Below are 24,904 nucleotides of genomic sequence, written 5' to 3'. Positions count from 1 at the left end.
TTATGGCAAAATACGTTTGCGATATCTGTAACTGGGAATACGATGAGGCGGCAGGTCTGCCGGATCAGGGAATTGCCCCGGGTACAAAGTGGGAAGAGCTTCCGGAGGATTTCAAGTGTCCTCTGTGCGGTGCACCGAAGGACATGTTCACACAGCTGTAAATCGAATGGGATAAAGAAAGACAGTCATCCGCAATATCCTGCATGGATATTGGAAGACCTGTCTTTTTTTCTGCATTGATGCTTCTCTTTCTGTCTCTTAAAGTATCTTGTATAGCGAACAATCATCTGCTTTATGAAAACAGACTTTCTTCATGCATACAATGTAAAACTATGCACATACAGCTTATCATTTCCTGATTGTCATGGCTTTCTGAAACAAAAAAATCACAACAGATACCTCATAATATAAGGAAGAGTAGATAAATACCGCAAGGGAATACATTCCATGGCATAAAGAATGCTTCAAATGTGAAATCTGTTATATTGCCGGCTGACAGGATATGCTAAAATAGAAGAAGTGATGCAGTGAAAGGTGAGAGAATATGAAAAGGATAACAGGAATTGGAATCATGGTATGTATGCTGCTTCATTATTTGTTACCGGTATATGCGGCTGATAGCATACAAACGGAATTTGAACGCTTTCTCAGCTTTGTACAGGAGCATCCGCAGGGCGGGACATTTGAAATGCAGGGTGACATGATCATCAATGCGGATATCATCACAAGCAGAGAGATTACCATTCACACCAATGGCTATCAGGTAAGAATTGAAAATAACATCGATGGGGATTCCAACGTTAATATAGATAATTTCAATAACGATGCTGCATGGGGGTTTGTCGATAAAGAAAAAACACTGACGATAGAGGGCAGCGGAAAAAACAGACCGCTGGTATATATGAATACCGGTGTAAGTGCGTTTGGTTTGCGCATTCACAGCACAGAGGGCACAGCTCTGGAAATAGCCGGCGGTGAAGGATTATATGCAAAATATACAGATAAGAAGAATTATATCAGTGCTGAGGGTGACAATGCAATCGGAGTATTAAATAAAAATCCGTATCAGGAACATTATTATTCCGCAAGTATGGCGGATGTTGATATCTATACCAACGGAGCCAACAGCATCGGCGTGCTTGCAGACTGGTTTCAAATTGAGTATTCACGCATTGAGGTAAACGGCACTGGTTCAAAGGCGATTCAGATACCGGACGGATACTATATCGGCAATGAGGTTATTATCGTCGAAAACAATCAACCGCTGGAAAAGGAATGGAAGCTGGACACTCCCATGCCGGCAAAGGAGATTGCAGCCCTGCAATCCCATACGGTGAATGATCTGCCATTGCCTAAGCAGGTTGAAGTGACTGCTGTGTCAGAAACCGGAGAAGAAAAAAGCTTTCAGATATCCCTGCAGTATGATACCACAGCATATGAGCGTGGCATGCAGACACACAAGCCATTTTATTTGTATGGTATTGCGGATGAAAGCAGCAGGGAACGAATCGATATCATTGAGCATGCGTTTCCCTTTTATATCATCCCCGACAGCGAACCTGTATTTGATATGTCACTGTATATGATTCGCAATGATACCGATTATTATTTTCATATTCCCCGGGCATATAATGCCAAAGCGATTCATCTGTATACAAGCACTGACAGAACGCATTGGAAATTTCAATACGACAGCATCCCCAGCATGTCGCAGTATGCACCGGGAAGCATTGTCCTGCCACCGTATATTGTTGTTTATATGCTGCAGGTAACAGAACCGTTCACCTATGCCAGAGTTGAAATCATCGGTGGATATTATGATGGACGAAGCTATGTGCTAAAGGTGCATGATGCTGCCGGAAATCCGATTCCGGATGCTTCTGACCAGAATAAAAATGATGGCGGAGGAGAAGGAAATGACGGGCAGGGCGGTGGAAGAGGAGAGTCTCCCTATGTACCGGATACACCGAATGACAAAGACGAAACGATACCTTGGACGATTGGACAGGATGCCTCACAGATAAGCGAAGCTGTAAAAAAAGAACAGAGAAAAAAAGAGAAGGTGACCAGGATGGAGAAACATGAAGGAAAAACGGATGCAAAACAGACGACAACCCAAGCAGATTGTGCGGATACAGAGCAATTATATACAGGGAAGAACAAGAATACAGGCTCTTCACAGATAAAGCAGTCGCAAAGCGCCGTACTGCGGGAATTTCTTACATTGAATCCGGCTGCCTTAAAGGACATGATAACCGGTGAACAGTATGAAACGATTTCTCAATCCGGTAAAATCATGGGGGAGGTATGGGAAAGCAGTGCTCCCTTCCTGCGAATTCTGCAAAGACTGTTTCAATGATACAGGCCAATTTACATCCTGAACCAAAGCCAGTGCGGTTATACATGAAAAAAGTACACCCGGGTGATGCCATGGTGCACTTTTTGTACTATATGATTTGGACGCTGTCTTTTTCAATCAGCTGCGGCTTCAGACAGATATCCTGTTTACGATGCGCAGGGTCACGCAGCTGTGCCAGCAGCTCATTACAGGAAGTTTTTGCCAGCAGCCCGACATTCTGATCCACACTTGTGATCTCAGTACCCAGCGTAAACCGGTTTAATGTGTTGTCATAGCTGACGATGGATATATCCTGCGGTATGCGGACATGATGCTCCTGGAAGTAACGCATGACCCCCAGTGTCATCATATCATTACAGATAAAGGCAGCGGTAACATCCATCTTCATCAGCTGCTTTGCACAGGTATATCCACCCTGAAAGCGATAATTTCCATCAAGAATATAATCTTCACGAACCTCCAGCTGGAACTGCTGCATAGCTTTGCGATAGCCTGCAACACGGCTCGCCCCAGTTTTGCTTGCGGAAGAAATTCCGATGCATGCGATTTTTTTGTGGCCGCTTTTCACTAGCTTTTCAATGGCCATATAAGCACCTGATTCGTTATCAAAATAAACCTTGCTGCAATTCAGATCGGGATACATACGGTCAATCATCACATAGGGGATGGAAAGGGATGCCAGCTTTTTGCGTATCGTTTCATCCTGATAGGATTCATTGCTGACGGTGATACCAAGACCGTCAACCCCTCTTGAAACAAGGAGATCGATGAGCATGCTGTCATCCGCTGCATGATCATTGGAATTCACGATCATGAGTGCGTATCCCAGCTCCCGGAGGTATTCCTCCATCCGTTTGCATAATGCGGAGAAGAACAGGTTTTCGATATCCGGAATGATGAGGCCCAGAATATTCGATTTTCTGGTGACCAGACTTCTTGCGGTCTGATTGACCTTATAATTATACTGCTTCGCAATGTCCTTGATGGTGTCGCGTGTCTGCTGAGCTACACGGCATGGCCTATCGTTCAACACGAGCGACACCGTACTGACACTGACACCCGCTTTTTTTGCGATGTCCTTAATGGTCACTTTCATATATTCCTCCTGCACTGTAATTTTTAAAAAGGTAATTACCCTTCCTGATAATTACCTTTATTTTATCATAATCCTGCAGGGATTGCTGATGATTTTACAGGAACATGATCATGGATAAAACAAACATGGTAACAACACCGGCGATCATAGGAACAGAGGTACGCTTAACAATATCCAGAGGGTTCGCTTTAATCGTACCGGCAACAATGACAACAACGGCTGCAACCGGGGATACCGCACGCATCAGATTACCGCACAGTCCCATCGGAATGGATACGGCGATGGCAGAGATTCCGGCAGCTTCAGCCAGTGGTACCATCAAAGGAACCATGGCATAGAACAATGCTGTTCCACTTCCGCTCAGCAGTACGATCAGAATCGTCAGTCCCATCAGAATCAACGGAAGTACAAAGCCCATTCCTGATCCCTGAACACCAAGCATGGCAGTCTGTAAAGCATCGATTAGACCAATGGAATTCAGACCTAATACAAATACACTAGCTGCAACCAGCAGTGCAACGATTGGCATGGAACTTCCCATTCCCTTGAAGAAATCTTCTGTTTGCTTCAATACCTTTCCACTATCCTTCGTACGTATAATTTCACACACGATAGCGATCAGGAAGGAGAGCAGAGAAGCTACCTCAACACTGATATCAACATTACTTCCGGTTACGCTGCGAATGATATAAACAACGATAAGAAGCAGAATCGGGAAGATGGGAAGCAATGTATAAACAAAACGATACAATCCGCCTTCCGGAACCGCCTTAACCTCGTGAACCTCAACATTGTCTTCCAGCTTACCTGTGTTTTTCTTGTCCATAAACTTCTGCCAGAAGAAGTGCACAACGGCCATAACAATCAGGGTCGGTACGGAAATCATGGCATGGTACTGGATAACATAGTCGGTAACACTCATACCTGCAAATGCAGGATATTTTGCAAGCTCTGTTGCTACGGCAACATTGTCACCGCCAAGAGGAGTCGGCATAACCGTTGCGGTAGTGGCAATGACTGCCGCTGCGGTCAACGGAGACATACCGGCCTGACGCAAAACAGGATACAGTGTCGCAAGCAGGATGATGGCAAGGTTGGAAGCACTTGGAATTACAAGAGACAGTACATTTCCTATCAGGAATACCAGTGGAACAAGGATATATACCGATTTAATTTTCTTGATTGGCTTGGTAAGAGTATGAACCGTAACCTCATTGGCACCGATGCTCGTCATATAGGCGGAATAGCCGCCCAGAATCAGGATGATGAAGCCGGCAGCCGGAAGTGTACTCTTGAATTGATCGATTACAGCCTTCAGCGGATCCAGTACGGTAAGACCGGTTGATTCAAATTCCTTGATTGCGATTGGATTTCCCATGGCGATTGCGATATACATCAACACAATACCCATGGCAAACAGTGTGATTTTAATATCCATTTTTTTGATCAGCATGATAACGACGATAATAACGGCAATCAGTGCAGATCCATACATAATGATATCATTCATATGTGTTCTCTCCTTTTATATTATACATTCTATCTGCATTTCGCAATGGCTTCCTTGAACCATGTACGGAATGCATTCCCGTCGATATCCAGACAAACTGTGGCATTCGGCTCTTTCCCTAAATAGCCCTTCAGATCAACCAGCGTACAGCCGGCAGTCATCGTGCCATGCAGCTCTACATCCAGATACGTTTCCACCGCCTCAAACAGCTCCGGCTTCAACAGATAGGCAACTGCTGTTGCATCATACATTTTCAGGCCTGTGCGAAAGCTTCCCCCGCGGTATTTCTTAAACAGGCAGTATGCCATTTCCCCGGTTTTGTTCATGGTGCGGATTTCCTCACTGTCTTCCGGCAATACCAGAGCCTTTAATCCGACATCCAGTCCAACCATTGTCAGCTTTACCCCGCTGTGGAATACCATATGTGCGGCTTCCGGATCCAATGCGATGTTAAATTCAGCCATGACACCCTTGTTTCCACGGCTTGCGCTGCCTCCCATGAGGACGATTTCACGGATATTCCGCTTCACCTCGGGGTAGGTCTTCAACAGCAGCGCGATATTGGTCAAGGGTGCAATCGGAACCAGAGTTACCGGCTCGCTGCTGTTCATGATGACATTACGCATGGCATCAACGGCATTTTCCTTTAACGGCTGCTGCGTCGGCTCTTCAAAATCAAAGCCCTCCATACCGCTTTTTCCATGTACACTGCTGGCATCTTCAAATTCACGAATCAGCGGTCGGTCGGCACCCACAGCCACCGGAACATCCTCACGCCCGAAGTATTTCAACAGGCGCAGGGCGTTGTAGGTTACCTTATCCAGACCGACATTACCTGCAACGGTTGAAATCAGACGGATATCCAGCTCCTCTGAAAATAATGCAATGGCAATGGCGAGTGCGTCATCAATACCCGGATCGGTATCGATGATAATCGGACGTTTGTTCATATCAGTTTTCCTCCTTGAAGTAGTGCTCTACTTCCTTTTTATACGGGATGGATGCCTGTGCGCCTCTGCGTGTTACGGTGAGTGCCGCAACTCTGGTCGCAAATTCCATGGCTTCCTTCATATCCACATCCCTTGACAGGCAGCTGCAGAGAGCTCCGATAAAGGAATCTCCGGCTCCTGTAGTGTCAACGGTTTCCACCTTTTGTGCAGGTACAAACAGATACCTGCCAAAGGCATTGCACATACTGCCGTGTGTTCCAAGCGTGATAAGCGCATCCACACCTCTGGCTTCAAAGCTGTGCATAGCTTCCATGCAGGAATCTTCATCACTTGGATAAATCCCAGTCAACAGCTCACATTCACTCTGATTCACAACAATCAGATCCAGATGCTCATACACATCACTGTCCAGAACACGGGCAGGTGCGGGATTTAACATCGTGTACATGCCCGCCTGCTTTGCATGACGCAATGCGTTTCTTACCAGTGCATAATCATTTTCCAGCTGTGTCAGGAAGATATCATCCTTTCGTGCCAGCTTCTGCAGCATTTCCACGAAGGCCGCTTCCGGCAGTGTATGGTTTGCTCCATTCCCCAGAATGATACGGTTATCTCCATGACTTCGGATAATCATTGCAACTCCGCTGGTTTCATGCGCATCACGGAAAACGCCTTCGGTATGAACACCATAGCCCTGTAGTGCCTCCAGCAGCTGTTCTCCGAACACATCATTGCCGATATTGGCAATCATATGCGTTTCGGCACCCAGCTTGGCTGCAGCTACCGCCTGGTTGCCACCCTTACCACCCGGATTGACAAAGAAATCAGATCCGTTGATGGTCTCCCCGTTCTTTGGAAGATCGACACACTGTATGGTCAGATCCATGTTTAAACTACCTAATACAATCACTTTTTTCATTTTCTCACCTCACAGGGATCATAAAATTTCACCATACCCGGCCCCATTCCGTCACATGGACGCTCCAGAAAGCCATGCTTTTTATAGAAGGGAACACAGTTCGGTGTGGACATGAGACCGATGTAGGCACCCTCACAGGCAGCGCCTGCAAGATATTCCTGCAGCTTCTGCATCAGAAGATTTCCGATCCGGTTCTTCTGATAAGCAGGATCCACCACCACATCCTTGATAAAGAAGGCGATACGGCCGTCTCCGACAATACGGGCAATGCCGATGGGACGCTTATCATCAAATACCACAACGGAGTACAGGGAATTGGCAATCGCCGTTTCCACATCCTCTTTTCTGTATTCTTTGAAATTCACTTTTCTACGCAAATCAATGTAGATGGATGCGGTAAGCGCATTATCCTTACAAAGGAACCTCATGTCTTTCATCTCCTTGATAAAACGTTTTATCACGTTTACGGGGATATAATATCACGGAGTGAAAGCGGTGTCAACAGTTTTGATAAAACGTTTTACCATATTGATACGGTAATGTTAAAACGCTTACATCGAAAACTGCGGTAAACGCTTTCTGAGATATGGTAGAAATGCACATGCAGGCAGGCTATGCCATAACGCTCCTATTCGCATAAAAAGAAAACGCCTCGTACCAGTTACGTGTATCTGAACACGAACAAAACGTTTTGATGAATGTGCAGGCATTCATTAAAAGCCGCTTGCTCTATAGCTGGCGGTAGTTCACAGCCAACCAATTGAACAAACGGTCTATCCATGACAGAAAACAGGCGGGCAGACAGACAAAGCACCATGTGAACAAAGCCGATACATTTACGTATCTGCTTTTCTCATAAGTGCAGACAGGAAGGTTCACATTCTTATATTTTTGCTTAAAAACTGGCGCACACCTGTATGCTGTGGTAAACTTATGATATGAGGTGGTAGCAATGAACGAACAGAACGTAGTATTGATAACAGGAATGTCCGGAGCCGGTAAAACGACGGCCATGGGTATTCTGGAGGATATGGGATATCACTGCATTGATAATTTCCCCGTGCAGCTGCTGGAATCTCTGGGAAAAATTATCAACGCCAAGCCGGATCCGCGCTACAGCAATATCGCTCTGGCAACGACGGCGATCGATTATCCGAAGTTCCTGCAGTATTTTGAGAATATAGATGTAAATGTACGCGTGGTTTTTCTGGACGCATCCAATGAAAAGCTGCTGCTGCGCTATAAATTCACAAGACGCCATCACCCGATGATGATGTTTTCCAAGGCGAATACGCTGGAGGAGGCTATCGAGGTGGAACGTGATATGTTCAACGCGCTGAATGAACGTGCGATCCTTCACATCGACACGACCATGATGGATCAGCACGGCTTGAAAAGTGTGCTGATGGAGAAGCTCTCACTCAACAGCAAGCCGGTCTTCTCGATTTCCTTCGTATCCTTCGGCTTTAAGCATGGCGTACCGATGGATGTAGACCTTGTTTTTGATGTCAGATTTCTTCCAAATCCATATTATATAGAGGAGCTGCGTGAACAGACTGGCGATGATGCTCCGGTCTATGATTATGTCATGAGCTTTGATCAGACGAAGGAATTTATCCGTCATCTGAAAAGCTTTCTGGACTATGTGTTTATCCAGTATAAAAATGAAAAGAAAAATCATTTAACCGTGGGAATCGGCTGTACCGGAGGGCACCACCGAAGCGTGTCTGTCACCAACTGGCTGTATTCCCACTATAGGGACCAGTATCATTGCTATAAATCACACAGAGATAAGAAAGTAGGCTGACCGAATGAAAAATGTAGTCGTAATCGGCGGAGGGACTGGTTTATCTGTTATGCTGCGTGGTATGAAGCAGATTGAGAATATCAATCTGACGGCCATTGTCACCGTAGCAGATGACGGGGGAAGCACCGGGCGGATCCGACGTCAGTTTCATATCCCTGCCATGGGAGATGTACGCAATGTCATGTGCGCCATGGCGGAGGAGGAGAGTATCTTTACGTCTCTTATGAACTATCGCTTTGACGGGGAATGTGATGATGTCGGCGGACACAACCTGGGAAACCTGATCCTGACCGCCATGACAAAAACAACCGGAAGCTTTATGGAAGCTATCCGTACATTCTCAAAGTTTCTCAACGTGAAGGGTCAAATCATCCCAAGCTCGCTGCAGGTCATCACCCTGTATGCCGTAATGGAGGATGGAACGATTGTACGTGGGGAAAGCAATATTCCGAATTTCAACAACCGCATTGAAAAGGTGTTCTATCAGCAGCGTGTGGAGCCAACCAGAGAAGCCCTGCAGGCAATTCATGAGGCGGATGTTATCGTATACGGTATCGGAAGTCTGTATACCAGCATAATGCCCAATCTGATCGTGGACGGTGTGGTTGAGCAGCTGCGCAGCAATCCGGTAAAAAAGATTTACTTCTGCAATGCCATGACACAGCCTGGAGAAACCGATGATTTCACGCTGGAGCAGCACGTAGCGGCGATACAGAAGCACTCCTTTCCGGAAGCAGTGGATATCGTAATCACCCACAACAATCGTGCAGAACCGCATATTCTTGAAAAATATAAGGATATGGGAAGTGAACCTGTACGGGTTGCACAGGAGGAGCATTCCTATCAAATTCTATATCGGGATGTATTGAATTTCGATGATGATCTGATCCGCCATGATTCAAATAAAATCCGGGATGTTCTCGGAGAGATTATAAACAGTAAGGATGAATAGAAATGTCGTTTACAACGGAAGTAAAATCGCAGATTGCGGCAAATGAGCTGCATCCCTGCTGCATGAAGGCGGAGCTGACTGCTGTCTTGCAGATGTGCTCTACGATGAATTTTACATCGGAGGGTATGCATCTGACGGTAAAGACGGAAAATGCCAATACCGCCAAGCGTGTGTTTCGCTTTTTAAAAGAGCTGTATCAGGTGGATACACAGCTGTCTGTCATAAAGAAGATGAAGCTGAAGAAAAACAACATCTATGTAATCCGCGTGAAAAACAAGGCGATGGAAATACTTCGTGATCTGGAAATTATGACAGAGCGCGGACTGCAGAACCATCCCTCCAGCAAGATGGTACGCAAGGAATGCTGTGCCAGAGCATATCTGGCGGGTGCGTTTCTGGCCGGAGGGTCTGTGAATTCTCCAAGCAAATCCAACTACCATCTGGAAATCAGTACCCAGAATGTGGATTTGGCCAAATTCATATGGAAGCTGATGCAGCGCTTTGATCTTCCTGCCAAGCAGATCCGGCGTCGGAATCAGGAGGTTGTCTACCTGAAGGCCAGTGATAAAATCAGTGACTTTCTGCGCTGTGTGGGAGCAAGTGATGCGGTATTCACCTTTGAGGACAGCCGTATCCAACGGGATTTCATGAATTCCTTAACACGGTTGGACAACTGTGAGCTGGCAAATGAAATGAAAAGCATAACCGCCGGCAAAAAACAGCTGGAGGATATTCAGTGGATTGAGACCTATCGCACCCTGGACAGCCTTCCGGAAAAGCTTCAGCATGTCGCATATGCCAGAAAACAGCTGCCGGAAGCCAGCCTGAACGAGCTGTGTGAATACTGTGCAGAGGAATTCAATGAAACGATATCCAAATCCGGTATGAAGCATCGCCTTGCAAAGCTGCGGGAACTGGCAGATCAGTATCGCAAGGAATAAAATCGAATAGAAAGTGCAGACTATAAAGGGTGATCTTATGAAATTAAGACTGTTTATTATGTTTGCACTTTTTCCTTTCCTGCATGCGACAAGCTATTCTGCAAAGCTGGTCAGCTGCAGCAAGGATCAGATTGTTTTGAAAAGTCAGGACAGTGAATTCAGAGTTTCGCTGTTCAATACGAAAATAACAAAGGAGGAGGGCTGGCAAAAGACCTGTGAGCTGCTGGAGGATGCAACATCCATCCGTTTTGAAATTGATCCTTCCAGCAAGATCGAAGAGCCGGTTCCCGTGTATCTGTTCGCTGATGATAAGCTGGTACAGGAGGAGCTGATGAAGCAGGGGCACGCCTATCCGATGATCCGCAATCCGGAATATACGTATGAAAAACGTCTGGAAAGTGCCTATGATGCCACACAGACGATGGCTAAGCCTGCCGAAGTGAAAACCAAAAGCCGTCCTGCACTTGTCGGCCCGCTGTATTTCGGTGCTGCTTTACTGCTCTGGCTGCTCATGCTGCTGTATATGCTGCACAGACGCAAAAAGAAGCAGCGGACTGTGGAAAAAGAACAGACAGATGCCGAGGCAGGTTAAGTTTTTACGCTTTTACATTCACAGATGTGCGGTTTTATATTATAATGAGAGAAGAAAGCGAGGAAATCGTACATGGATGTTATCATTTATCTACTCTTTATCTGCCTGGTCATTTATATTGTGATAACACTGCTGCCGGTGATATTGCCGATCGTAGCAATTATTGTGATTGCATTTTCCATACTTATCTGGTATGCCAAGCGAAAGGTACGCAGGCATATGGAGGAATATGAAAATGAATGGAACCAGCAGCAGGAAGAGTATACAACCGGCAACAATTCCAATCTGGATTCCGATGATGTCATTGATGTGGAATTCACAGAACGGGATGATGAGTAACGTATGCTGAGAGATGCAGGGAAGCAGGACAAGGCAGAAATATATGAATTATGGAAGCAGTCGTATCCAAATCAAAACCGAAATTATCTGAATTTTTATTTTAAAAATATATTCGACAAGGGACGCTGTATTGCTCTGGAACAGGATCAGCGCATTATTTCCAGTCTGCAGCTCAATGAGCATATCCTTCGTTTACGCGACAAGCAGCTGAAAATCAGCTACATACTCGGTGTGTCCACGCTGCCTGATTATCGCAGAAGAGGACATATGCGCAGACTGATGGAATCGGCGCTTGATGAGGCGGGACACAATCATCTGGTAACACTGATTCGCGGCTTTTATCCAAAGCTGTATGAGCAGTTCGGATTTGAGACCGTGTATGAGAGAAAGCTGTATACGGTTCCCAGAGAATGTCTGCACAAGGTTTCGCTGACAAACATATCCTATGCGGCTGAGCCGCAGGAGCTGTTACAGGCCTATCAGAATTTTACAAAGCACTTTGACGGCTGCTATGTGCGTGATCAGGAATATTATGTACTTCTGCAAAACGAAATTGTGGTTACACAGAAGCAGATGGTGGTATATCGGAACCGGCAGGGGGAGGTTTGCGGCTATCTGATTTTCCATAAGAAAAAGCAGGAGATTCATGTGGAAGAAGCAATCTATCTGGAATCTGTCGTATTGATGCGTCTGTTGAAGGCGGCAATCGGCAGGGAACAGGAGATACTTGTAGAGGTATCCCAGAGTGAGAAGCTGGAAAAAATATTTCCGCTGCTGATTCCAAAAAAACAGCCATTCATCATGGCCAGAATCAATAATCCGGAGCTTTTCAACAAGCTTTACAATCTGGAGGTGAAATCCGCTGCCGAGGCCTTTGCTTCTGCACTGCGGCCGCTCTGGATTCATGAATATTATTAAGGATATGCATCCGGCATATCTTTTTTTGTTTACCTGAAACACAGGCCTTTCCAGCAAAGGGAAGCATAGTCATCCGGTTGGAGATCATCTGCGAAGGTAATGGAAATCCTAAGGTGCATTCTGAAAACAGACACAGGCACTCATAGGAGGAAGTGCTGGCTGGCTCATATGAAAATCCATACATCCTTTGATAAAGGAAGACAGAAAGGGATAAAAAAAGATATCCATATAGCGGATATCCGTTCATTACTTATTTCTTATCTGTCAAAGAAGGATTGGCTTTTTTATAAAACAGAGCGCGAACCTGAAACAGTGAAACACCGATTGCAAGAATGCCCAATGCAATACACATGGCTTTCATCAGATCATCATAGCCACCCTCCGAGAACGGAAGCAGAATGATCAGAATGCCAAACAGCAGATAAGCGGCTATTTTCATATAAATTTTCTTTGTTTCTTCACTTGCGGCAGTCAACAGTCTTGGCGGGCGCTCCTTCGGCTTGAAATTCGGTATCTGCGTCTGCTTTTTCAGAAACAAACGAAATTTTACCTCCATCAGTGCATAGGCGACAACACCGATGATAATGGAAAGCAGAGCACCCAAATCAAAGGAGTATGCCAGAATACCGCCAATCAGACCTACAATGAAACGGGAGCTGTAGGTTTTGTATTTTGGAATATCGTTCAGAATGTAACCAACATGATCGAAAACATTATAATACACATAGCGGTTGTGATCATCCTTATAGATATGCATGCCGGCAAGCTCTTCACCGTTCATGCCTTTTTTCTTCTTATTTACAGCTTTATTAGCCATGTTATCACCTCTAGTTTACATTATATATGGAAACGCTTTTTTCGTCTAGCAAAACAAGAATATAAATTAGCAATAATTTTGTACAAATTAACAACATTTTGCGCACCTCGTTGTTTTTTTATAAACGCTGAGCTATAATGAATTCGTAATGAAAAGGATTTCAAATCCGGAAAAGGAGTGAAGGAACATGATCTTTGGAAAAGACACAAAAGAATGGGAAAGTTTAAAAGGAATTTACACGGCAACAGAAATTAACCAGCAGCCGAACACCTGGAAAAAAACAATCAAGCAGGTAGAGGAACACAAGGAAGAAATCAAGGCATTTATCGAAAACGTAACGAAACACGATGACTATGATATCATTCTGACAGGCGCAGGTACCAGTGAATTCGTTGGAAACGCCATCTTCACATATGTGAGCAAGAGAACAAACTATAAAACAAAATCATATGCCACTACAGATATCGTGGCAGCTCCGGAAAACTATCTGTCACAGACAAAACCAACCCTGCTGATTTCTTACGGACGCAGCGGAAACTCACCGGAATCTGTAGGTGCAGTAGATGTAGCGGATGAAGTATGCGGTAAGAATCTGTATCATCTGTTTATTACCTGCAATCATGAGGGTGCTCTTTCAAAGGCAGCGGAAAAAAGAGAGAATGCATATGCAATCAATCTGACTCCTGAAACACACGATCAAAGCTTCGCTATGACTTCCAGCTTCTCTAATATGATGCTGGCTACCCTGCTGTGCTTCAGTCTGGATAATCTGGATGAAGTGAAAGCAGAGCTGGAGGACGTTATAAAGGCTGCAGAAAGAATGCTTGCCAACAACTGGGAATTCTTCAAGGATGCTGTAGGCGCATATGACTTCAACCGTATCGTTTATCTTGGCGCAAACTGCCTGAAGGGAATCGCACAGGAATCTCAGCTGAAGATTCTGGAGCTGACTGCCGGACGCGTTGCGACAATGTATGATTCTCCAATGGGATTCCGTCATGGACCGAAATCCATCATCAATGATGACACCCTGACCATCGTTTATCTGAGTGACGATCCATATACCCGTCAGTATGAAGTGGATCTGATTAAGGAAATGAGCCCACAGCGTAAAGGAAACAAGCTGATGGCAATCATGAATAAGAGAGATGAAGAGGTTGCAGGTCTGGTTGACTATGCATTCTCATTCGATCTGGACAATGAGCATGAAAACGCATTCCTTGGATTTGATTACATCGTTGCTGCACAGGTACTTGCATTATTCAAATCTTTATCATATGATATAACTCCGGATAACCCATGTCCTACAGGAGAGGTTAACCGTGTTGTAAAGGGCGTAATTCTGCACCCTTACACAAAGAGATAGGAACGGAGGATATAAAGATGATCGGACTAATCGTAACCGGACACGGTAATTTTGCATCCGGATTGACCAGCTCATTGAAGCTGATTGCCGGAGAACCAAAGAATTATGTAGCAGTAGACTTCCTGGAAAGCTATTCTGTAGATGACCTGGAACGCGAATTAACAAAAGCACTGGACGAGCTGAAGGACTGCGAAGGCGTTCTGGTTCTGTCTGACCTTGGTGGAGGGTCTCCATTCAAAACTGCAGTTATGGTAGGATACCCGAGAGGCAATGTTGAAGTTGTTGCCGGTACAAACCTGCCGATGCTGATTGAAGTCAATATGGGACGCCAGTTTGTAGAAGAACTGGGTATGCTGACTGAAATGGCAATGAACACTGGAAAAGATCAGGTTGTTCGTTATGAATTTAAGCCTGTTCAGCAGGAAGAGCCAACAGACGGAATCTAAGAGGAAGCTGATGCATGATTGATTGGCATACCATACTCTGGTGCTGCATCACCCTTGGTTTTCTGCTCATCTGCTTTCTGCTCATCTATTATATCGTGAGCGCACGTATGATGAAAAAGAAAAGAGAAGAACTGAAGGATCAGCTCAATCGTATGAAGCCGGGGAAGGATATCCTGTTCGCAGGCGGTATCAGGGGAAAGATTATCCGTGCAAAGGAAGAGTACCTCGATGTTGAAGTGGCAAAAGGAATTGAAATTACAATTTCCAGACTTGCGGTCAACCAGGTGCTGGAGAAAAAAAACTCTTCGAAAACAAAATAATGAAAAGCACACAAAACCACGCTGGAATTGTGTGCTTTTTCTATGAATTCGACACTAAAGTTTCAGAAGTCTTTCCTATGTGAAAGAATATCCCTTTGTGATTACCACAGAGCTGTTGCAGAATCTCATGATTGCTTCTATTCTTCTGCTACCGCTGACATAAACTTTTCCGTATATAAAATACATTTTCCTGTTCTCTCAGAAGAATAATTCGCTTTTTCATCTGAATTCATATACATGAGGACATAAAAACCAGACAATACAAGAAATCGTCTGGTTTTCAGCTGCCTTTTATGAATCATTGTTTGAATATGGGTTGATTCTTCCTTCATAAACTAACTCATTCCATATTTCAAATAGGAATCTGTGAACATATCTGTGTGTTGTGATAACCATACGCTTTACAGATGCTGCTAATTATAAATCGTCTTTGCATAGTCTGTCGGAGTGATACCGAATTGTTGCTTGAATTTCCTTGAAAAATAGTGAATGGAGGTAAATCCCATCATACTGGCGATTTCGCTGATTGTGTAGACACTCTCTTTAATGAGCAGCTTGCTTTTGTTAAGCTTCAGATCGCTGATATACTGTTTCGGCGCAACTCCGAGGTTATTTTTAAAGAGCGTCTGCAGGCTGGAGCGTGATATTGAGAATTTCAGACAGATTTCTTCAATGGTAATCTGTTCATAGATGCTGTCGTTGATAAAAATTACGATTTCATTTAACAGCTCATTCTCAAAACGCTGCTGCATCGGTGTTGATGCGACAGGGGAGCTTGTGAGGAAGTCATATTGCAGAATTTTGATAAGCAGCTCCTTCATGTAACAAAGCATCAATTCACTGTCATAAAGCATATCATTTCCGGAGACCTTAATAAAATTGTTTAAGGCGTTGTGAATATCACGGTGGGCATTGTAGACACGATTTGTGACAAGATAGGAATCAGGTATTTCCATATCAAACATGATAGTTAAATAGGAACATGATTTCGCATGACCGGTTTTCTGAGTATGGTACTGTCCGGGTGCATATAAAATAAGATCCAACTCATCCAGCTGATATGTTTCTCCATCCACAGTTGTTTCCAGCTCACCATTGTCAATGAAGGTCAGCTCCCAGTAATTGTGCTTCTCACCCGGAAAGGTATAGCTGGCATTGCGGACCTGATAATAATAGGCTAGAATTTCTTTTATTTCAAAGGTTGGTACGATTGGCTCATAGACGATTGGATTATGATCATAGGTAGACATCTGCCTCTTCTTTGCCTTGAAATCCATTTCCACCTCCAGCTTTGCACTGGAGGATATGCATAGAAAATTGAATTTAACACCCTTTCGTATTTTGATATGGCGATGTACAACAAAACGCTCATAGCTTCTGGCCGTATCGTCCTTTGTGACGACCAGCATAACGATCCCGCTCTGTACGCGAACATAGATGTCACTGGTATAGAACATGAAATTATCAAAGCTCTTGTCCTTCAGCTTTACAATTGTGCGACTGAGCTTCGGTGTCTGGTGCTTTGTGAGTTCATTGACGATTTCACCGTATTTATTGAAAATAAAACTTGTTGTTTTATTAAACAAAGCAATCACCCTCTCATTACTATTAGTATATCAAATTCAGATTTGATATAAAAGGAAAAAGGAAGAAAATCAAGCAGCAATGAAATCACTGAAAACTCTATATTTTTATGTAAGTGTTTTCATAAAATGGAAATGGTAATAAAAAAAGACAAATTTAATTTATTTATCACACAATTAACAAAAATCATGGGAATATGTAAAATTTTGATGCTGGTATGTATATTTCTGATAGTTTGCATTATTTACCTGCAAAATCTCCGGAAAATTACTAAAAAGTGCAAAATCGCTGATAAAAAGTGTAAAGAATTATGCTGTTTTTTGACATAGAATCTAAGTGAACTGAAAGGGTTTACTTATCGAATCCACCTCATCAAGGTTCGGTAAATTAGTTCATGTCTAATGGTAGAAGGGAGAGAGCAAAATGCCAGATATCGTATTAACAAGAATTGATAACCGTTTGATTCACGGACAGGTTGCAACACAGTGGTGTGGAGTTGTAGGAGCTAACCTTCTGTTAGTAGCCAATGATGCAGTGTCTACAGATGAATTCCGTCAGGGATTGATGAACATGGCTGCACCGGCTTATGCGCAGACACGTTTCTTCTCAATTCAGAAGACAATTGACATTATCGGAAAAGCAAGTCCAGCACAGCACATTGCAATTATCTGTGAAACTCCACAGGATGTACTAAGATTAGTAGAAGGTGGAGTACCGATTAAGAAAGTCAATATCGGAAACATGCATATGGCAGACGGCAAGCGTCAGGTTGCCACCAGCGTTGCTGTAGATGATGACGATGTTGCAACTTTCAAGAAACTACAGGACTTGGGCGTAGAGCTGGAAATTAAACGTGTTCCAGATACACCTGTAGAAAATCTTGATAAATTATTCAAATAACAATTTGCTTACAATTATCTTTAATAATCTGAAAGGAGAAACAACATGGATGTAAATATTATTCAGGCTTTACTGGTATTCGTTGTTGCCTTCATTATGGGTATTGACCAGTTTAGTTTCTTGGAATCATTGTATCAGCCAATCGTATTGTGTCCGATTATCGGCGCAATACTTGGAAACTTCCAGCTTGGTGTCGTAGTTGGTGGTGCTTATCAGCTGATTCAGATTGGTAGTATGCCAATCGGTGGAGCGCAGCCGCCTAACGCAATTCTGGGTGGTATCATGGCGACTGTATTCGCAGTTTCTATGAACATGGAGGCAACTGCAGAAGGTGTCGGAGCTGCTATGGGTCTTGCAATTCCATTCGCAGTATTCGGACAGTACGCAGTTACATTAACATTCACTATTATGTCCGGTATGATGGCGAAAGCTGATGCTTGTGCTGAAAACGCTGATGTAAAGGGAATCCGTAACATCAACTTCATCGAAATGGGTATCTTGGGCTGCCTGTTCGGTGCACTGGCTGTAGCCGGTTTATACGGTGGTTCTAAATTAGGTATCACATTAAAGGATCTGTCCTTCCAGTTCTCTTGGGTAATGGCTGGATTAGACGCTGCTGGTGGTGCTATGAAATTTGTCGGATTCGCTATCCTGATGAAGGTTATGATGTCCGGCGAAATGTGGGGATTCCTGCTTGCAGGCTTCGCTATGTCTGTTATCTGCAGCAATATTTCCGCAATCTCCGGAGCAACTCTGCTTCTGTGTGCTTTCGTTGGTATCGCAATCGCACTGTACGATTACCAGGTTAACATGAAAATCAAAAATAATGCAGGTTCAAATGTAGGAGGTGTTTCTGATGGCATATAATATTCCTGAAAGATATAGTGACTTAACTCCGGCACCTCAGCTGGATAAAAAGACATTAAACAAAATGGTATGGATGTCATGCTTCCTGCAGGCTTCTTTCAACTATGAAAGAATGCAGGCCTGTGGATGGCTGTGGGGTATTCTCCCGGGTCTTCAGAAAATTCATACAAACAAGGATGACCTGAAGGCTTCCATGGCTCACAACCTGGACTTCCTGAATACGCACCCGTTCCTGGTAACCTTTGTTATGGGTATCGTATTATCTCTGGAACAGAACAAAACGGAAACACAGACCATTCGTTCTGTACGTATTTCCGCTGCCGGCCCTCTGGGTGGTATCGGTGATGCGCTGTTCTGGTTAACATTAGTTCCAATCACTGCAGGTCTGACTGCAAATATCGCAATGGAAGGTAATATTCTGGGGGCTGTATTGTTCCTGATTATCTTCAATGCTGTACAGTTTGTCGTTCGTTGGTGGCTGATGCACTGGTCCTACAACCTTGGTACAAAGGCTGTAACTATGCTTACAAGCAATGCTAAGGAATTCACCCGTGCCGCTTCTATTCTTGGTATCTTCGTTGTTGGTGGTCTGATTGCTAACTACGGTGCTACTTCTCTGCGTATTACTGTTGGTTCTCCTACAATCAACATTCAGAGTCTGATCGATGGCATTCTGCCAAAGCTGATTCCATTACTGATTACACTTGGTATCTATACGCTGATTAAAAAAGGCTGGACACCTGTTAAATGTATCCTTCTGATCCTGGTTACAGGTATCGTTGGATGTGCATTTGGTATCTGGGCTGGTGATTCCAAAGCTATGGATAACGATGGAAACACAATCGCAGGTGGATACAACCCGCTGGTTGAATGGTACACTTACGATGGCGGTGAAAAAGAACCTTCTGCTAAAGAGCAGAAACACGCAACTCAGGAAATCATTAAGCAGCTGCAGGATCTGGGTATCAAGATTGATGCTACTGCAGACGCTATTGGTGACTTAGGCTACGGCGGTTCTGGTTACGAACAGAAATAATAGCAGTATTGCTGTTATAGATAAATAGTAAAAAGCTCTCTCTACTTTAACGTACAGTTCATACGTGGAAAAGGTTTCTTCGGAAACCTTTTTTCTGAATATTGCACGCTTACTTACAGCATCTGTAGCGCATTACAAGTATGATATATATGCTTGTACCGTTTTCAATGAAGGAATGAGGTATTTTATGAACCCTATTTTATTAGTCATTATTATCGGTGGTATACTTATCCTGGCCTACCAGATTACGAAAAACAGACTGCTGAACAGCTTGAACAGGGCTTTGGCAGCGAACGATAAGGAGGCAATCCGCAAACTTACCGATAAGTCCTTGAACCAGCGAATCCTATCCCCTTATGTATGTGATTTATATATGCTGCGCGTTCTCTTCAAGACAGGGCAGATAGAGGAATTAAAGGAATATTTAGACCTCGTACTGGATAAGCCTTATACGCTGGAGAAAAGAAAGGATATTCTGGATATTTACTATTATCAGTTCTTATTTAAAGAGGATGCAGACTATGCTGAAAAGCTGCTCGATCGAATTAAAGAGACCAATGATGCTGCCTATATTGAATACAATACAAATGCCTATAAGGTAATGATTCTAAAGCATACAGACCTACTTGAGGACATGATTCAGGGCATCGATGATAAAAAATATCATGGACTTGCCTTAGGTATTACTTTATATCTGGCAGCATTGCAATACTATTATTTAGAAGATATAAAAAATGCACGTATTTTCTTTTACAATAGTCTAAGCTGTTTTCACGCAAAATCAATTTATGCTGCACATGCACAGGCCTGGGTGGATAAACTGACAGAGGATATGGATGAAGTGGATTTAGATTATTGAAATATACAATGATTTGTTAATCACTATAGTAAAGAAAAAGAGGAAATCTGAGGTGAAAAAGCATGATAAAGCTTTACAGATTTCTTCTTTTAATTTATAAAGCGTACTTCCTTTTTCTATTCTGAGGTTTCTGCTACAGATTATGCAGCAGGATCCATGAAAAAACCAATTTTTGACGCTGCTGGAAGTAAAAGTATCAATAATCTAAATCATCAGCACCAAGTTCTTTCGTCAACTGGTCCACATATGCCTTTGCTTTTGCATAGTAAAAGGATTTTTTGTTAAAGCAGCTCAAACTGTTATAGAAATATGTTCTTGCATTATCCTTATCCTGAAGAAGCTGGTACTGCATTCCTACCATGAAGACAGCAATTCCCAGTCCTAGACCCGAATACTTCTTATTTTCTATTCCTTCTATCATGGAATCCAGCAGATCCGTAGAATGCTCTATCATAACAGAATATGCTTCTTCATTGTATGTTATATACTGTGTATCATTTGTTTCCCTGATTTTCTCCAATAGCCTGAACGCCCATTCCTTATCTTCATGGAATAAAAAATGATAAAAATAAATATCCAATACTTCCTTACGCTTTTCCAGAGTATACGGCTTCTCCAGTGTTTCCAAAAGATATTTTTTAAAACCGGTATCATCTCCTTTATTTAGTAGTGCACGCAAAATATAAAGATCACAGACAAAGCTTCCCATAAAGCGTTTATAGAATGACTTTTCTGAAAGTTGCAGGACCAGATCATAATTCTGATTTTGCATTGCCTTACTGACTTTGGATAATACATGATTTTTTATCATTTGATATGCCAGAAAGCATACGATAAAACCTACTGCTATAACAATTGCCATACCGTCCATTAAATCACCTCGTTTATTTGATTTAGAAAAAGACCATAGACCGAAGTGCTATGATCTTTTTCTTTCGATACACATTCATGTATCTTAAGTAGGATGAGAGAGTTTTAGATAATCGTAAACCTTATTCAGGCATTGTTACGCTGACACCAGCTTTATTCAACTGATCAACAACGCCCTGAATTGCATCATATGCCTGCTGCCCTGTTTTCTCTGCAGCTGCAGGTTCAGGATAGTCATACCAGGAAACAAGTGGATTATATCCACCATTGATAGAAGCACCGTTTTCATCAATTGCCTTAGAGTCACCGGCAAAGATTCCAAATGCGCATCCCACAATACCAGCCACCAGAATCAGAAGGATACATTTGATCGGTGTCCAACCCTTTTTGATTAAGAAGAACAGACCGATTGTGATAACCAGCGGTAACAGCTTCGGCAGGATACCGTTCAACAGATTCTGAACATTGATAGCAGGATCTGCAATAGCGATACGAAGTGAAGTTGAACCATAGTTGGCAATCAATGCACCTACTGTAAAGATACCAAGAATACTAGCAGCACGAGTGAATTCCTTAGCGTTGCTTGTCAGCATAGTTACAGCCTTTGTACCAAGGTTGTAGGACCAGTGCATCAGGAAATAACGTACTGCAAACTGTACTGCGTTGAAAATCACCAGGAACAGAATCGCACCGATGATGCTCTTATCATTCAACGCCATGTTAGCTGTGATACCAGCTGTAATCGGAACCAATGTTAACCAGAACAGCGCATCACCGATACCACCCAGAGGGCCGGCAGCGGAAATACGTACGGAACGAATTGTAGCTGTTTCAGCCTTGTTCTGTTCCAGAGATAATACGATACCCATAACGAAGGTTACCAGGAACGGGTGCGTATTCAGGAAGTCCAGGTTGTGAGCCATGGAAGCCTTTAAATCCTCTTTGTTTGTATGAATCTTTTTTAGACCTGGGAGAATTCCCCACAGCCATCCGCAGGCCTGCATTCTTTCATAGTTGAAAGAAGCCTGCAGGAAGCATGACATCCATACCATTTTATTCAGTGTTTTCTTATCCAGCTTAGCTGCCGGAGTTAAATCGCTATATCTTTCAGGAATATTATATGCCATCAGAAACACCTCCTACATTTGAACCTGCACTGTTTTTGATTTTTGTGTTGATCTGGTAGTCATATAATGCAATAGCCAGACCTACGAATGCACACAGCAACAGTGTTGCGCTGCTAACAGATTCGATACCCATACAGATGTTAGCCATAACGAAACCTGCGAACAGGAATCCCCACATTTCGCCGGACATCATAACCTTCATCAGGATAGCGAATCCGACAAACTTCATAGCTCCACCGGCAGCGTCTAATCCAGCCATTACCCAAGAGAACTGGAAGGACAGGTCTTTCAGTGTTACACCAAGTTTTGATCCACCATAAACACCAGCTACAGCCAGGATACCAAACAGGATACCCAGGATAGCCATTTCTGTAAAGTTAATCATGGCGATTGCTTTTCCGTCTGCCTCTTCAGCAGCTTTATCAGCTTTTGCCATTAAACCTGACATAATAGTAAATGTTAATGTTACTGCATACTGCCCGAATACTGCGAATGGAATAGCCAGACCTACAGCCAGACCTACACCTTCTGCAGTCGGTTCAAGATTCATGGAAACTGCGAACACAGCTGTCATGATTGTACCCATAATTGCGTTAGGCGGCTGTGCTCCACCGATTGGCATACTACCAATCTGTACAAGCTGATAAGCACCACCGACAACGATACCTAATTCAAAGTTACCTAAGATAGCACCAATAATTGGTCCCAGTACAATAGGCTGATACAGGGATTCTAAGAAACTGAACTGGTCAATACCCATAATGAACGCCACTATGAATACCAGTAAAGCTTGAATGATATTTACATCCATGTTGTTTCTCCTTTCAAATCAATGATTTAAGATAAGATTTTTTTAATTTTTCGATAAATTATTATTTGAATAATTCACGGAATACGGCATATTGGTAAGAATAAGCGCTATATAAAAAGGAGGTATGCGATTAATAGCAGAATACCGTATGTTAGCTACGTGTTCGCAACCAATCATTTCATGATTGCAATTCCATCCTTGACATTGTATGGTTTATATGAGGACAGGCAGTTGGAAGGTGTAAGGATGAAAGGGAAATCAGTAGGTATAAAAAAGGCAAACGGGATGGGCAGTGTATACAAGCTGCAGGGAAATAGAAGAAAGCCATGGGTAGCATGTGTGACCGTATCCTATAAACGAAAGGATGGCATGCGGCATCAGAAGCGTAAAATCATCGGATATTATGAGACAGAGGAAATGGCGGAGTTTTCGTTATGGAATTATAATAAAAATCCTGCTTTGTATGCGGAAATTGAAAAGCTGGGTACCATAACGTTTGAAAATGTTTATATGGAATGGTCATCCACCAAATATCGGAATATATCACAAACGGCGATAAATGGTTATAAGGCAGCCTATGCACGCTGTTCCAGTATATGGAATGTCCGCATGAGTGATCTCAGGGCAATGCATTTCCAGCGAATCATGGATGAAAGTACATTGTCGCTGTCCAGTGATCTCAAGCTGCGCTCTTTGATGATGCTGGTATGTGAATATGCTGTGCAAAACGATATTATTCAGAAAAACTACGCAAAATACGTGATTATCAATAGGAAAGAGGATCACCCCGAAATTCACAAGCCATTTACTGAATGGGAAATTGAAAAGCTGTTTGACCATGAAAATATTCCGTTTGTAGATACGATTCTTATTATGATCTACACCGGCTTTCGCGTAGGAGAGCTTTTTAACATTCGCAGAGAAGATGTAGATGTGCAGAATATGACCATACGCGGGGGAAGTAAAACAGAAGCTGGTAAAAACAGACTCGTTCCGGTGCATGAAAAAATTCAAAAATACGTGATGGATTACTATCTGCAGGGTCATGAATATTTGATCAGTGATGCGGATACACGTAAAAAATTTAATTATCATATGTACCGCAATCAGTATTTTGATAAAATAATGGATATGCTGGAAATGGAGCATCTGCCACATGACTGCCGTCATACGTTTGCGACAAGATTGAGTAATTACGGCGCAAACAGTACCTGCATCAAAAAGCTGATCGGGCACAGCTCCTATACCACGACAGAAAAAATCTATACGCATAAGGATGTTGCACAGCTGCGGCGGGCCATATCTACCCTGAAATGATGATAGCTACGTGTTAGCTACCAAAAGAAAGCAGTTGGTTTTGCGCGAAAATCCTATGTGTGAAAAAAACACTGAGTCGGCGTTATAAGACTCAGTGTTTTCTATATGTTTGAAGGACAATACAGCTGTGAATTTATATGAGGCAATAAAAAGACTTATCTCCTGCATGCTGGTATACATGCTTGGATAAGTCTTATACTT

Annotated in this window: 27 protein-coding genes; 16 read left to right on the top strand and 11 right to left on the bottom strand. The window is 43.2% G+C overall.

The window, feature by feature from the left end; genetic code table 11:
* The first annotated feature begins 2 nt into the window (after window positions 1-2).
* On the top strand, window positions 3-161 hold the full coding sequence (locus tag G4D54_20120; GenBank protein QJA04572.1) for a rubredoxin: 159 nt from the start codon (window positions 3-5) through the stop codon (window positions 159-161).
* Window positions 162-571: 410 nt separating this feature from the next.
* Window positions 572-2,359 (top strand): hypothetical protein, encoded by a 1,788-nt coding sequence (locus G4D54_20115; protein QJA05245.1) that lies wholly within the window; start codon window positions 572-574, stop codon window positions 2,357-2,359.
* An 88-nt stretch (window positions 2,360-2,447) separates the two neighbouring features.
* On the opposite strand, the gene G4D54_20110 is transcribed toward G4D54_20115, so the two are convergent.
* The 5 genes from G4D54_20110 to G4D54_20090 form a co-directional block, all read right to left on the bottom strand.
* A complete protein-coding gene (locus tag G4D54_20110; GenBank protein ID QJA04571.1) occupies window positions 2,448-3,455 on the bottom strand; it encodes a LacI family transcriptional regulator in 1,008 nt (335 codons plus the stop codon).
* Between the two features lie 94 nt (window positions 3,456-3,549).
* Complete coding sequence (locus G4D54_20105; protein ID QJA04570.1) at window positions 3,550-4,965, bottom strand: TRAP transporter large permease subunit; 1,416 nt, start codon at window positions 4,963-4,965, stop codon at window positions 3,550-3,552.
* 29 nt (window positions 4,966-4,994) lie between these two features.
* Entirely contained in the window at window positions 4,995-5,915 is a 921-nt protein-coding gene (rihC, locus tag G4D54_20100) for a ribonucleoside hydrolase RihC (GenBank protein ID QJA04569.1), read from the bottom strand.
* A 1-nt stretch (window position 5,916) separates the two neighbouring features.
* The gene (gene rbsK / locus G4D54_20095; protein QJA04568.1) at window positions 5,917-6,834 is read right to left on the bottom strand and encodes a ribokinase; all 918 of its coding nucleotides are present in this window, start codon (window positions 6,832-6,834) and stop codon (window positions 5,917-5,919) included.
* Window positions 6,831-7,262, bottom strand: coding sequence for a GNAT family N-acetyltransferase (locus G4D54_20090; protein ID QJA04567.1), 432 nt, complete (start codon window positions 7,260-7,262; stop codon window positions 6,831-6,833). Before G4D54_20090 ends, rbsK begins: the two co-directional genes overlap by 4 nt.
* A 524-nt stretch (window positions 7,263-7,786) precedes the next feature.
* Between G4D54_20090 and rapZ the strand changes: the two genes are divergently transcribed.
* The 6 genes from rapZ (at window position 7,787) to G4D54_20060 (ending at window position 12,383) form a co-directional block, all read left to right on the top strand.
* Window positions 7,787-8,641 carry an RNase adapter RapZ gene (gene rapZ, locus G4D54_20085; GenBank protein QJA04566.1) on the top strand — a complete coding sequence of 285 codons (855 nt, stop codon included), beginning with the start codon at window positions 7,787-7,789 and terminating at the stop codon, window positions 8,639-8,641.
* Between the two features lie 4 nt (window positions 8,642-8,645).
* Window positions 8,646-9,593 carry a YvcK family protein gene (locus tag G4D54_20080; protein QJA04565.1) on the top strand — a complete coding sequence of 316 codons (948 nt, stop codon included), beginning with the start codon at window positions 8,646-8,648 and terminating at the stop codon, window positions 9,591-9,593.
* 2 nt (window positions 9,594-9,595) lie between these two features.
* The gene (gene whiA, locus G4D54_20075) at window positions 9,596-10,534 is read left to right on the top strand and encodes a DNA-binding protein WhiA (GenBank protein QJA04564.1); all 939 of its coding nucleotides are present in this window, start codon (window positions 9,596-9,598) and stop codon (window positions 10,532-10,534) included.
* A 37-nt stretch (window positions 10,535-10,571) separates the two neighbouring features.
* The gene (locus G4D54_20070) at window positions 10,572-11,126 is read left to right on the top strand and encodes a nuclease (GenBank protein ID QJA04563.1); all 555 of its coding nucleotides are present in this window, start codon (window positions 10,572-10,574) and stop codon (window positions 11,124-11,126) included.
* A 72-nt stretch (window positions 11,127-11,198) separates the two neighbouring features.
* Window positions 11,199-11,465, top strand: a complete 267-nt coding sequence (locus tag G4D54_20065; GenBank protein ID QJA04562.1) for a hypothetical protein — start codon at window positions 11,199-11,201, stop codon at window positions 11,463-11,465.
* A 3-nt stretch (window positions 11,466-11,468) separates the two neighbouring features.
* Window positions 11,469-12,383 (top strand): GNAT family N-acetyltransferase, encoded by a 915-nt coding sequence (locus G4D54_20060; protein QJA04561.1) that lies wholly within the window; start codon window positions 11,469-11,471, stop codon window positions 12,381-12,383.
* Between the two features lie 250 nt (window positions 12,384-12,633).
* On the opposite strand, the gene G4D54_20055 is transcribed toward G4D54_20060, so the two are convergent.
* Window positions 12,634-13,200, bottom strand: a complete 567-nt coding sequence (locus G4D54_20055) for a hypothetical protein (GenBank protein ID QJA04560.1) — start codon at window positions 13,198-13,200, stop codon at window positions 12,634-12,636.
* Window positions 13,201-13,387: 187 nt separating this feature from the next.
* On the opposite strand from G4D54_20055, the gene G4D54_20050 reads away from it, so the two are divergent.
* The 3 genes from G4D54_20050 to yajC are packed head-to-tail and all read left to right on the top strand — an operon-like array spanning window position 13,388 to window position 15,332.
* Window positions 13,388-14,566: an SIS domain-containing protein gene (locus G4D54_20050; protein QJA04559.1), complete on the top strand. Its 1,179-nt coding sequence runs from the start codon at window positions 13,388-13,390 to the stop codon at window positions 14,564-14,566.
* A 17-nt stretch (window positions 14,567-14,583) separates the two neighbouring features.
* Window positions 14,584-15,012 carry a PTS sugar transporter subunit IIA gene (locus G4D54_20045; GenBank protein QJA04558.1) on the top strand — a complete coding sequence of 143 codons (429 nt, stop codon included), beginning with the start codon at window positions 14,584-14,586 and terminating at the stop codon, window positions 15,010-15,012.
* 14 nt (window positions 15,013-15,026) lie between these two features.
* Entirely contained in the window at window positions 15,027-15,332 is a 306-nt protein-coding gene (gene yajC, locus G4D54_20040) for a preprotein translocase subunit YajC (protein ID QJA04557.1), read from the top strand.
* A gap of 137 nt (window positions 15,333-15,469) precedes the next feature.
* Here yajC and G4D54_20035 read toward each other — a convergent pair whose 3' ends face one another.
* Window positions 15,470-15,664, bottom strand: a complete 195-nt coding sequence (locus G4D54_20035; GenBank protein ID QJA04556.1) for a hypothetical protein — start codon at window positions 15,662-15,664, stop codon at window positions 15,470-15,472.
* 81 nt (window positions 15,665-15,745) lie between these two features.
* A complete protein-coding gene (locus tag G4D54_20030; GenBank protein ID QJA04555.1) occupies window positions 15,746-16,918 on the bottom strand; it encodes an AraC family transcriptional regulator in 1,173 nt (390 codons plus the stop codon).
* A gap of 421 nt (window positions 16,919-17,339) precedes the next feature.
* Between G4D54_20030 and G4D54_20025 the strand changes: the two genes are divergently transcribed.
* The 4 genes from G4D54_20025 to G4D54_20010 all read left to right on the top strand — a co-directional run bounded on the left by G4D54_20025 (window position 17,340) and on the right by G4D54_20010 (window position 20,578).
* Window positions 17,340-17,816 (top strand): PTS sugar transporter subunit IIB, encoded by a 477-nt coding sequence (locus G4D54_20025; protein ID QJA04554.1) that lies wholly within the window; start codon window positions 17,340-17,342, stop codon window positions 17,814-17,816.
* Window positions 17,817-17,861: 45 nt separating this feature from the next.
* Window positions 17,862-18,683, top strand: coding sequence for a PTS sugar transporter subunit IIC (locus G4D54_20020; GenBank protein ID QJA04553.1), 822 nt, complete (start codon window positions 17,862-17,864; stop codon window positions 18,681-18,683).
* Complete coding sequence (locus tag G4D54_20015) at window positions 18,673-19,719, top strand: PTS system mannose/fructose/sorbose family transporter subunit IID (protein QJA04552.1); 1,047 nt, start codon at window positions 18,673-18,675, stop codon at window positions 19,717-19,719. Before G4D54_20020 ends, G4D54_20015 begins: the two co-directional genes overlap by 11 nt.
* A 187-nt stretch (window positions 19,720-19,906) precedes the next feature.
* The gene (locus G4D54_20010; GenBank protein ID QJA04551.1) at window positions 19,907-20,578 is read left to right on the top strand and encodes a hypothetical protein; all 672 of its coding nucleotides are present in this window, start codon (window positions 19,907-19,909) and stop codon (window positions 20,576-20,578) included.
* Between the two features lie 196 nt (window positions 20,579-20,774).
* Here the strand turns inward: G4D54_20010 and G4D54_20005 are convergent, their stop codons facing one another.
* The 3 genes from G4D54_20005 to G4D54_19995 form a co-directional block, all read right to left on the bottom strand.
* Window positions 20,775-21,449, bottom strand: a complete 675-nt coding sequence (locus tag G4D54_20005; GenBank protein QJA04550.1) for a hypothetical protein — start codon at window positions 21,447-21,449, stop codon at window positions 20,775-20,777.
* Window positions 21,450-21,570: 121 nt separating this feature from the next.
* Window positions 21,571-22,575 (bottom strand): PTS system mannose/fructose/sorbose family transporter subunit IID, encoded by a 1,005-nt coding sequence (locus tag G4D54_20000; GenBank protein ID QJA04549.1) that lies wholly within the window; start codon window positions 22,573-22,575, stop codon window positions 21,571-21,573.
* Window positions 22,565-23,386, bottom strand: coding sequence for a PTS sugar transporter subunit IIC (locus G4D54_19995; GenBank protein QJA04548.1), 822 nt, complete (start codon window positions 23,384-23,386; stop codon window positions 22,565-22,567). Before G4D54_19995 ends, G4D54_20000 begins: the two co-directional genes overlap by 11 nt.
* A gap of 246 nt (window positions 23,387-23,632) precedes the next feature.
* Here G4D54_19995 and G4D54_19990 point away from each other — a divergent pair, with 246 nt between their 5' ends.
* A complete protein-coding gene (locus tag G4D54_19990) occupies window positions 23,633-24,703 on the top strand; it encodes a site-specific integrase (protein ID QJA04547.1) in 1,071 nt (356 codons plus the stop codon).
* Window positions 24,704-24,904 lie beyond the last annotated feature (201 nt).

Source organism: [Clostridium] innocuum, assembly GCA_012317185.1.
Taxonomy (GTDB): Bacteria; Bacillota_I; Bacilli_A; order Erysipelotrichales; family Erysipelotrichaceae; genus Clostridium_AQ; species Clostridium_AQ innocuum.
This window is presented reverse-complemented; position numbering and strand designations above follow the sequence as displayed.

Excerpts from the sequence above, each read along its gene's own strand:
- G4D54_19990 (QJA04547.1), top strand. The coding sequence starts at position 23,633 with ATGAAAGGGAAATCAGTAGGTATAAAAAAGGCAAACGGGATGGGCAGT.
- rihC (QJA04569.1), bottom strand. The coding sequence starts at position 5,915 with ATGAACAAACGTCCGATTATCATCGATACCGATCCGGGTATTGATGAC.
- G4D54_20065 (QJA04562.1), top strand. The coding sequence starts at position 11,199 with ATGGATGTTATCATTTATCTACTCTTTATCTGCCTGGTCATTTATATT.
- G4D54_20005 (QJA04550.1), bottom strand. The coding sequence starts at position 21,449 with ATGGACGGTATGGCAATTGTTATAGCAGTAGGTTTTATCGTATGCTTT.
- G4D54_20090 (QJA04567.1), bottom strand. The coding sequence starts at position 7,262 with ATGAGGTTCCTTTGTAAGGATAATGCGCTTACCGCATCCATCTACATT.
- G4D54_20050 (QJA04559.1), top strand. The coding sequence starts at position 13,388 with ATGATCTTTGGAAAAGACACAAAAGAATGGGAAAGTTTAAAAGGAATT.
- G4D54_20010 (QJA04551.1), top strand. The coding sequence starts at position 19,907 with ATGAACCCTATTTTATTAGTCATTATTATCGGTGGTATACTTATCCTG.
- G4D54_20045 (QJA04558.1), top strand. The coding sequence starts at position 14,584 with ATGATCGGACTAATCGTAACCGGACACGGTAATTTTGCATCCGGATTG.
- G4D54_20120 (QJA04572.1), top strand. The coding sequence starts at position 3 with ATGGCAAAATACGTTTGCGATATCTGTAACTGGGAATACGATGAGGCG.
- G4D54_20115 (QJA05245.1), top strand. The coding sequence starts at position 572 with ATGGTATGTATGCTGCTTCATTATTTGTTACCGGTATATGCGGCTGAT.
- G4D54_20020 (QJA04553.1), top strand. The coding sequence starts at position 17,862 with ATGGATGTAAATATTATTCAGGCTTTACTGGTATTCGTTGTTGCCTTC.
- G4D54_20080 (QJA04565.1), top strand. The coding sequence starts at position 8,646 with ATGAAAAATGTAGTCGTAATCGGCGGAGGGACTGGTTTATCTGTTATG.
- rapZ (QJA04566.1), top strand. The coding sequence starts at position 7,787 with ATGAACGAACAGAACGTAGTATTGATAACAGGAATGTCCGGAGCCGGT.
- G4D54_20105 (QJA04570.1), bottom strand. The coding sequence starts at position 4,965 with ATGAATGATATCATTATGTATGGATCTGCACTGATTGCCGTTATTATC.
- G4D54_20110 (QJA04571.1), bottom strand. The coding sequence starts at position 3,455 with ATGAAAGTGACCATTAAGGACATCGCAAAAAAAGCGGGTGTCAGTGTC.
- G4D54_20025 (QJA04554.1), top strand. The coding sequence starts at position 17,340 with ATGCCAGATATCGTATTAACAAGAATTGATAACCGTTTGATTCACGGA.
- rbsK (QJA04568.1), bottom strand. The coding sequence starts at position 6,834 with ATGAAAAAAGTGATTGTATTAGGTAGTTTAAACATGGATCTGACCATA.
- whiA (QJA04564.1), top strand. The coding sequence starts at position 9,596 with ATGTCGTTTACAACGGAAGTAAAATCGCAGATTGCGGCAAATGAGCTG.
- yajC (QJA04557.1), top strand. The coding sequence starts at position 15,027 with ATGATTGATTGGCATACCATACTCTGGTGCTGCATCACCCTTGGTTTT.
- G4D54_20060 (QJA04561.1), top strand. The coding sequence starts at position 11,469 with ATGCTGAGAGATGCAGGGAAGCAGGACAAGGCAGAAATATATGAATTA.
- G4D54_20055 (QJA04560.1), bottom strand. The coding sequence starts at position 13,200 with ATGGCTAATAAAGCTGTAAATAAGAAGAAAAAAGGCATGAACGGTGAA.
- G4D54_20000 (QJA04549.1), bottom strand. The coding sequence starts at position 22,575 with ATGGCATATAATATTCCTGAAAGATATAGCGATTTAACTCCGGCAGCT.
- G4D54_19995 (QJA04548.1), bottom strand. The coding sequence starts at position 23,386 with ATGGATGTAAATATCATTCAAGCTTTACTGGTATTCATAGTGGCGTTC.
- G4D54_20015 (QJA04552.1), top strand. The coding sequence starts at position 18,673 with ATGGCATATAATATTCCTGAAAGATATAGTGACTTAACTCCGGCACCT.
- G4D54_20035 (QJA04556.1), bottom strand. The coding sequence starts at position 15,664 with ATGAAGGAAGAATCAACCCATATTCAAACAATGATTCATAAAAGGCAG.
- G4D54_20070 (QJA04563.1), top strand. The coding sequence starts at position 10,572 with ATGAAATTAAGACTGTTTATTATGTTTGCACTTTTTCCTTTCCTGCAT.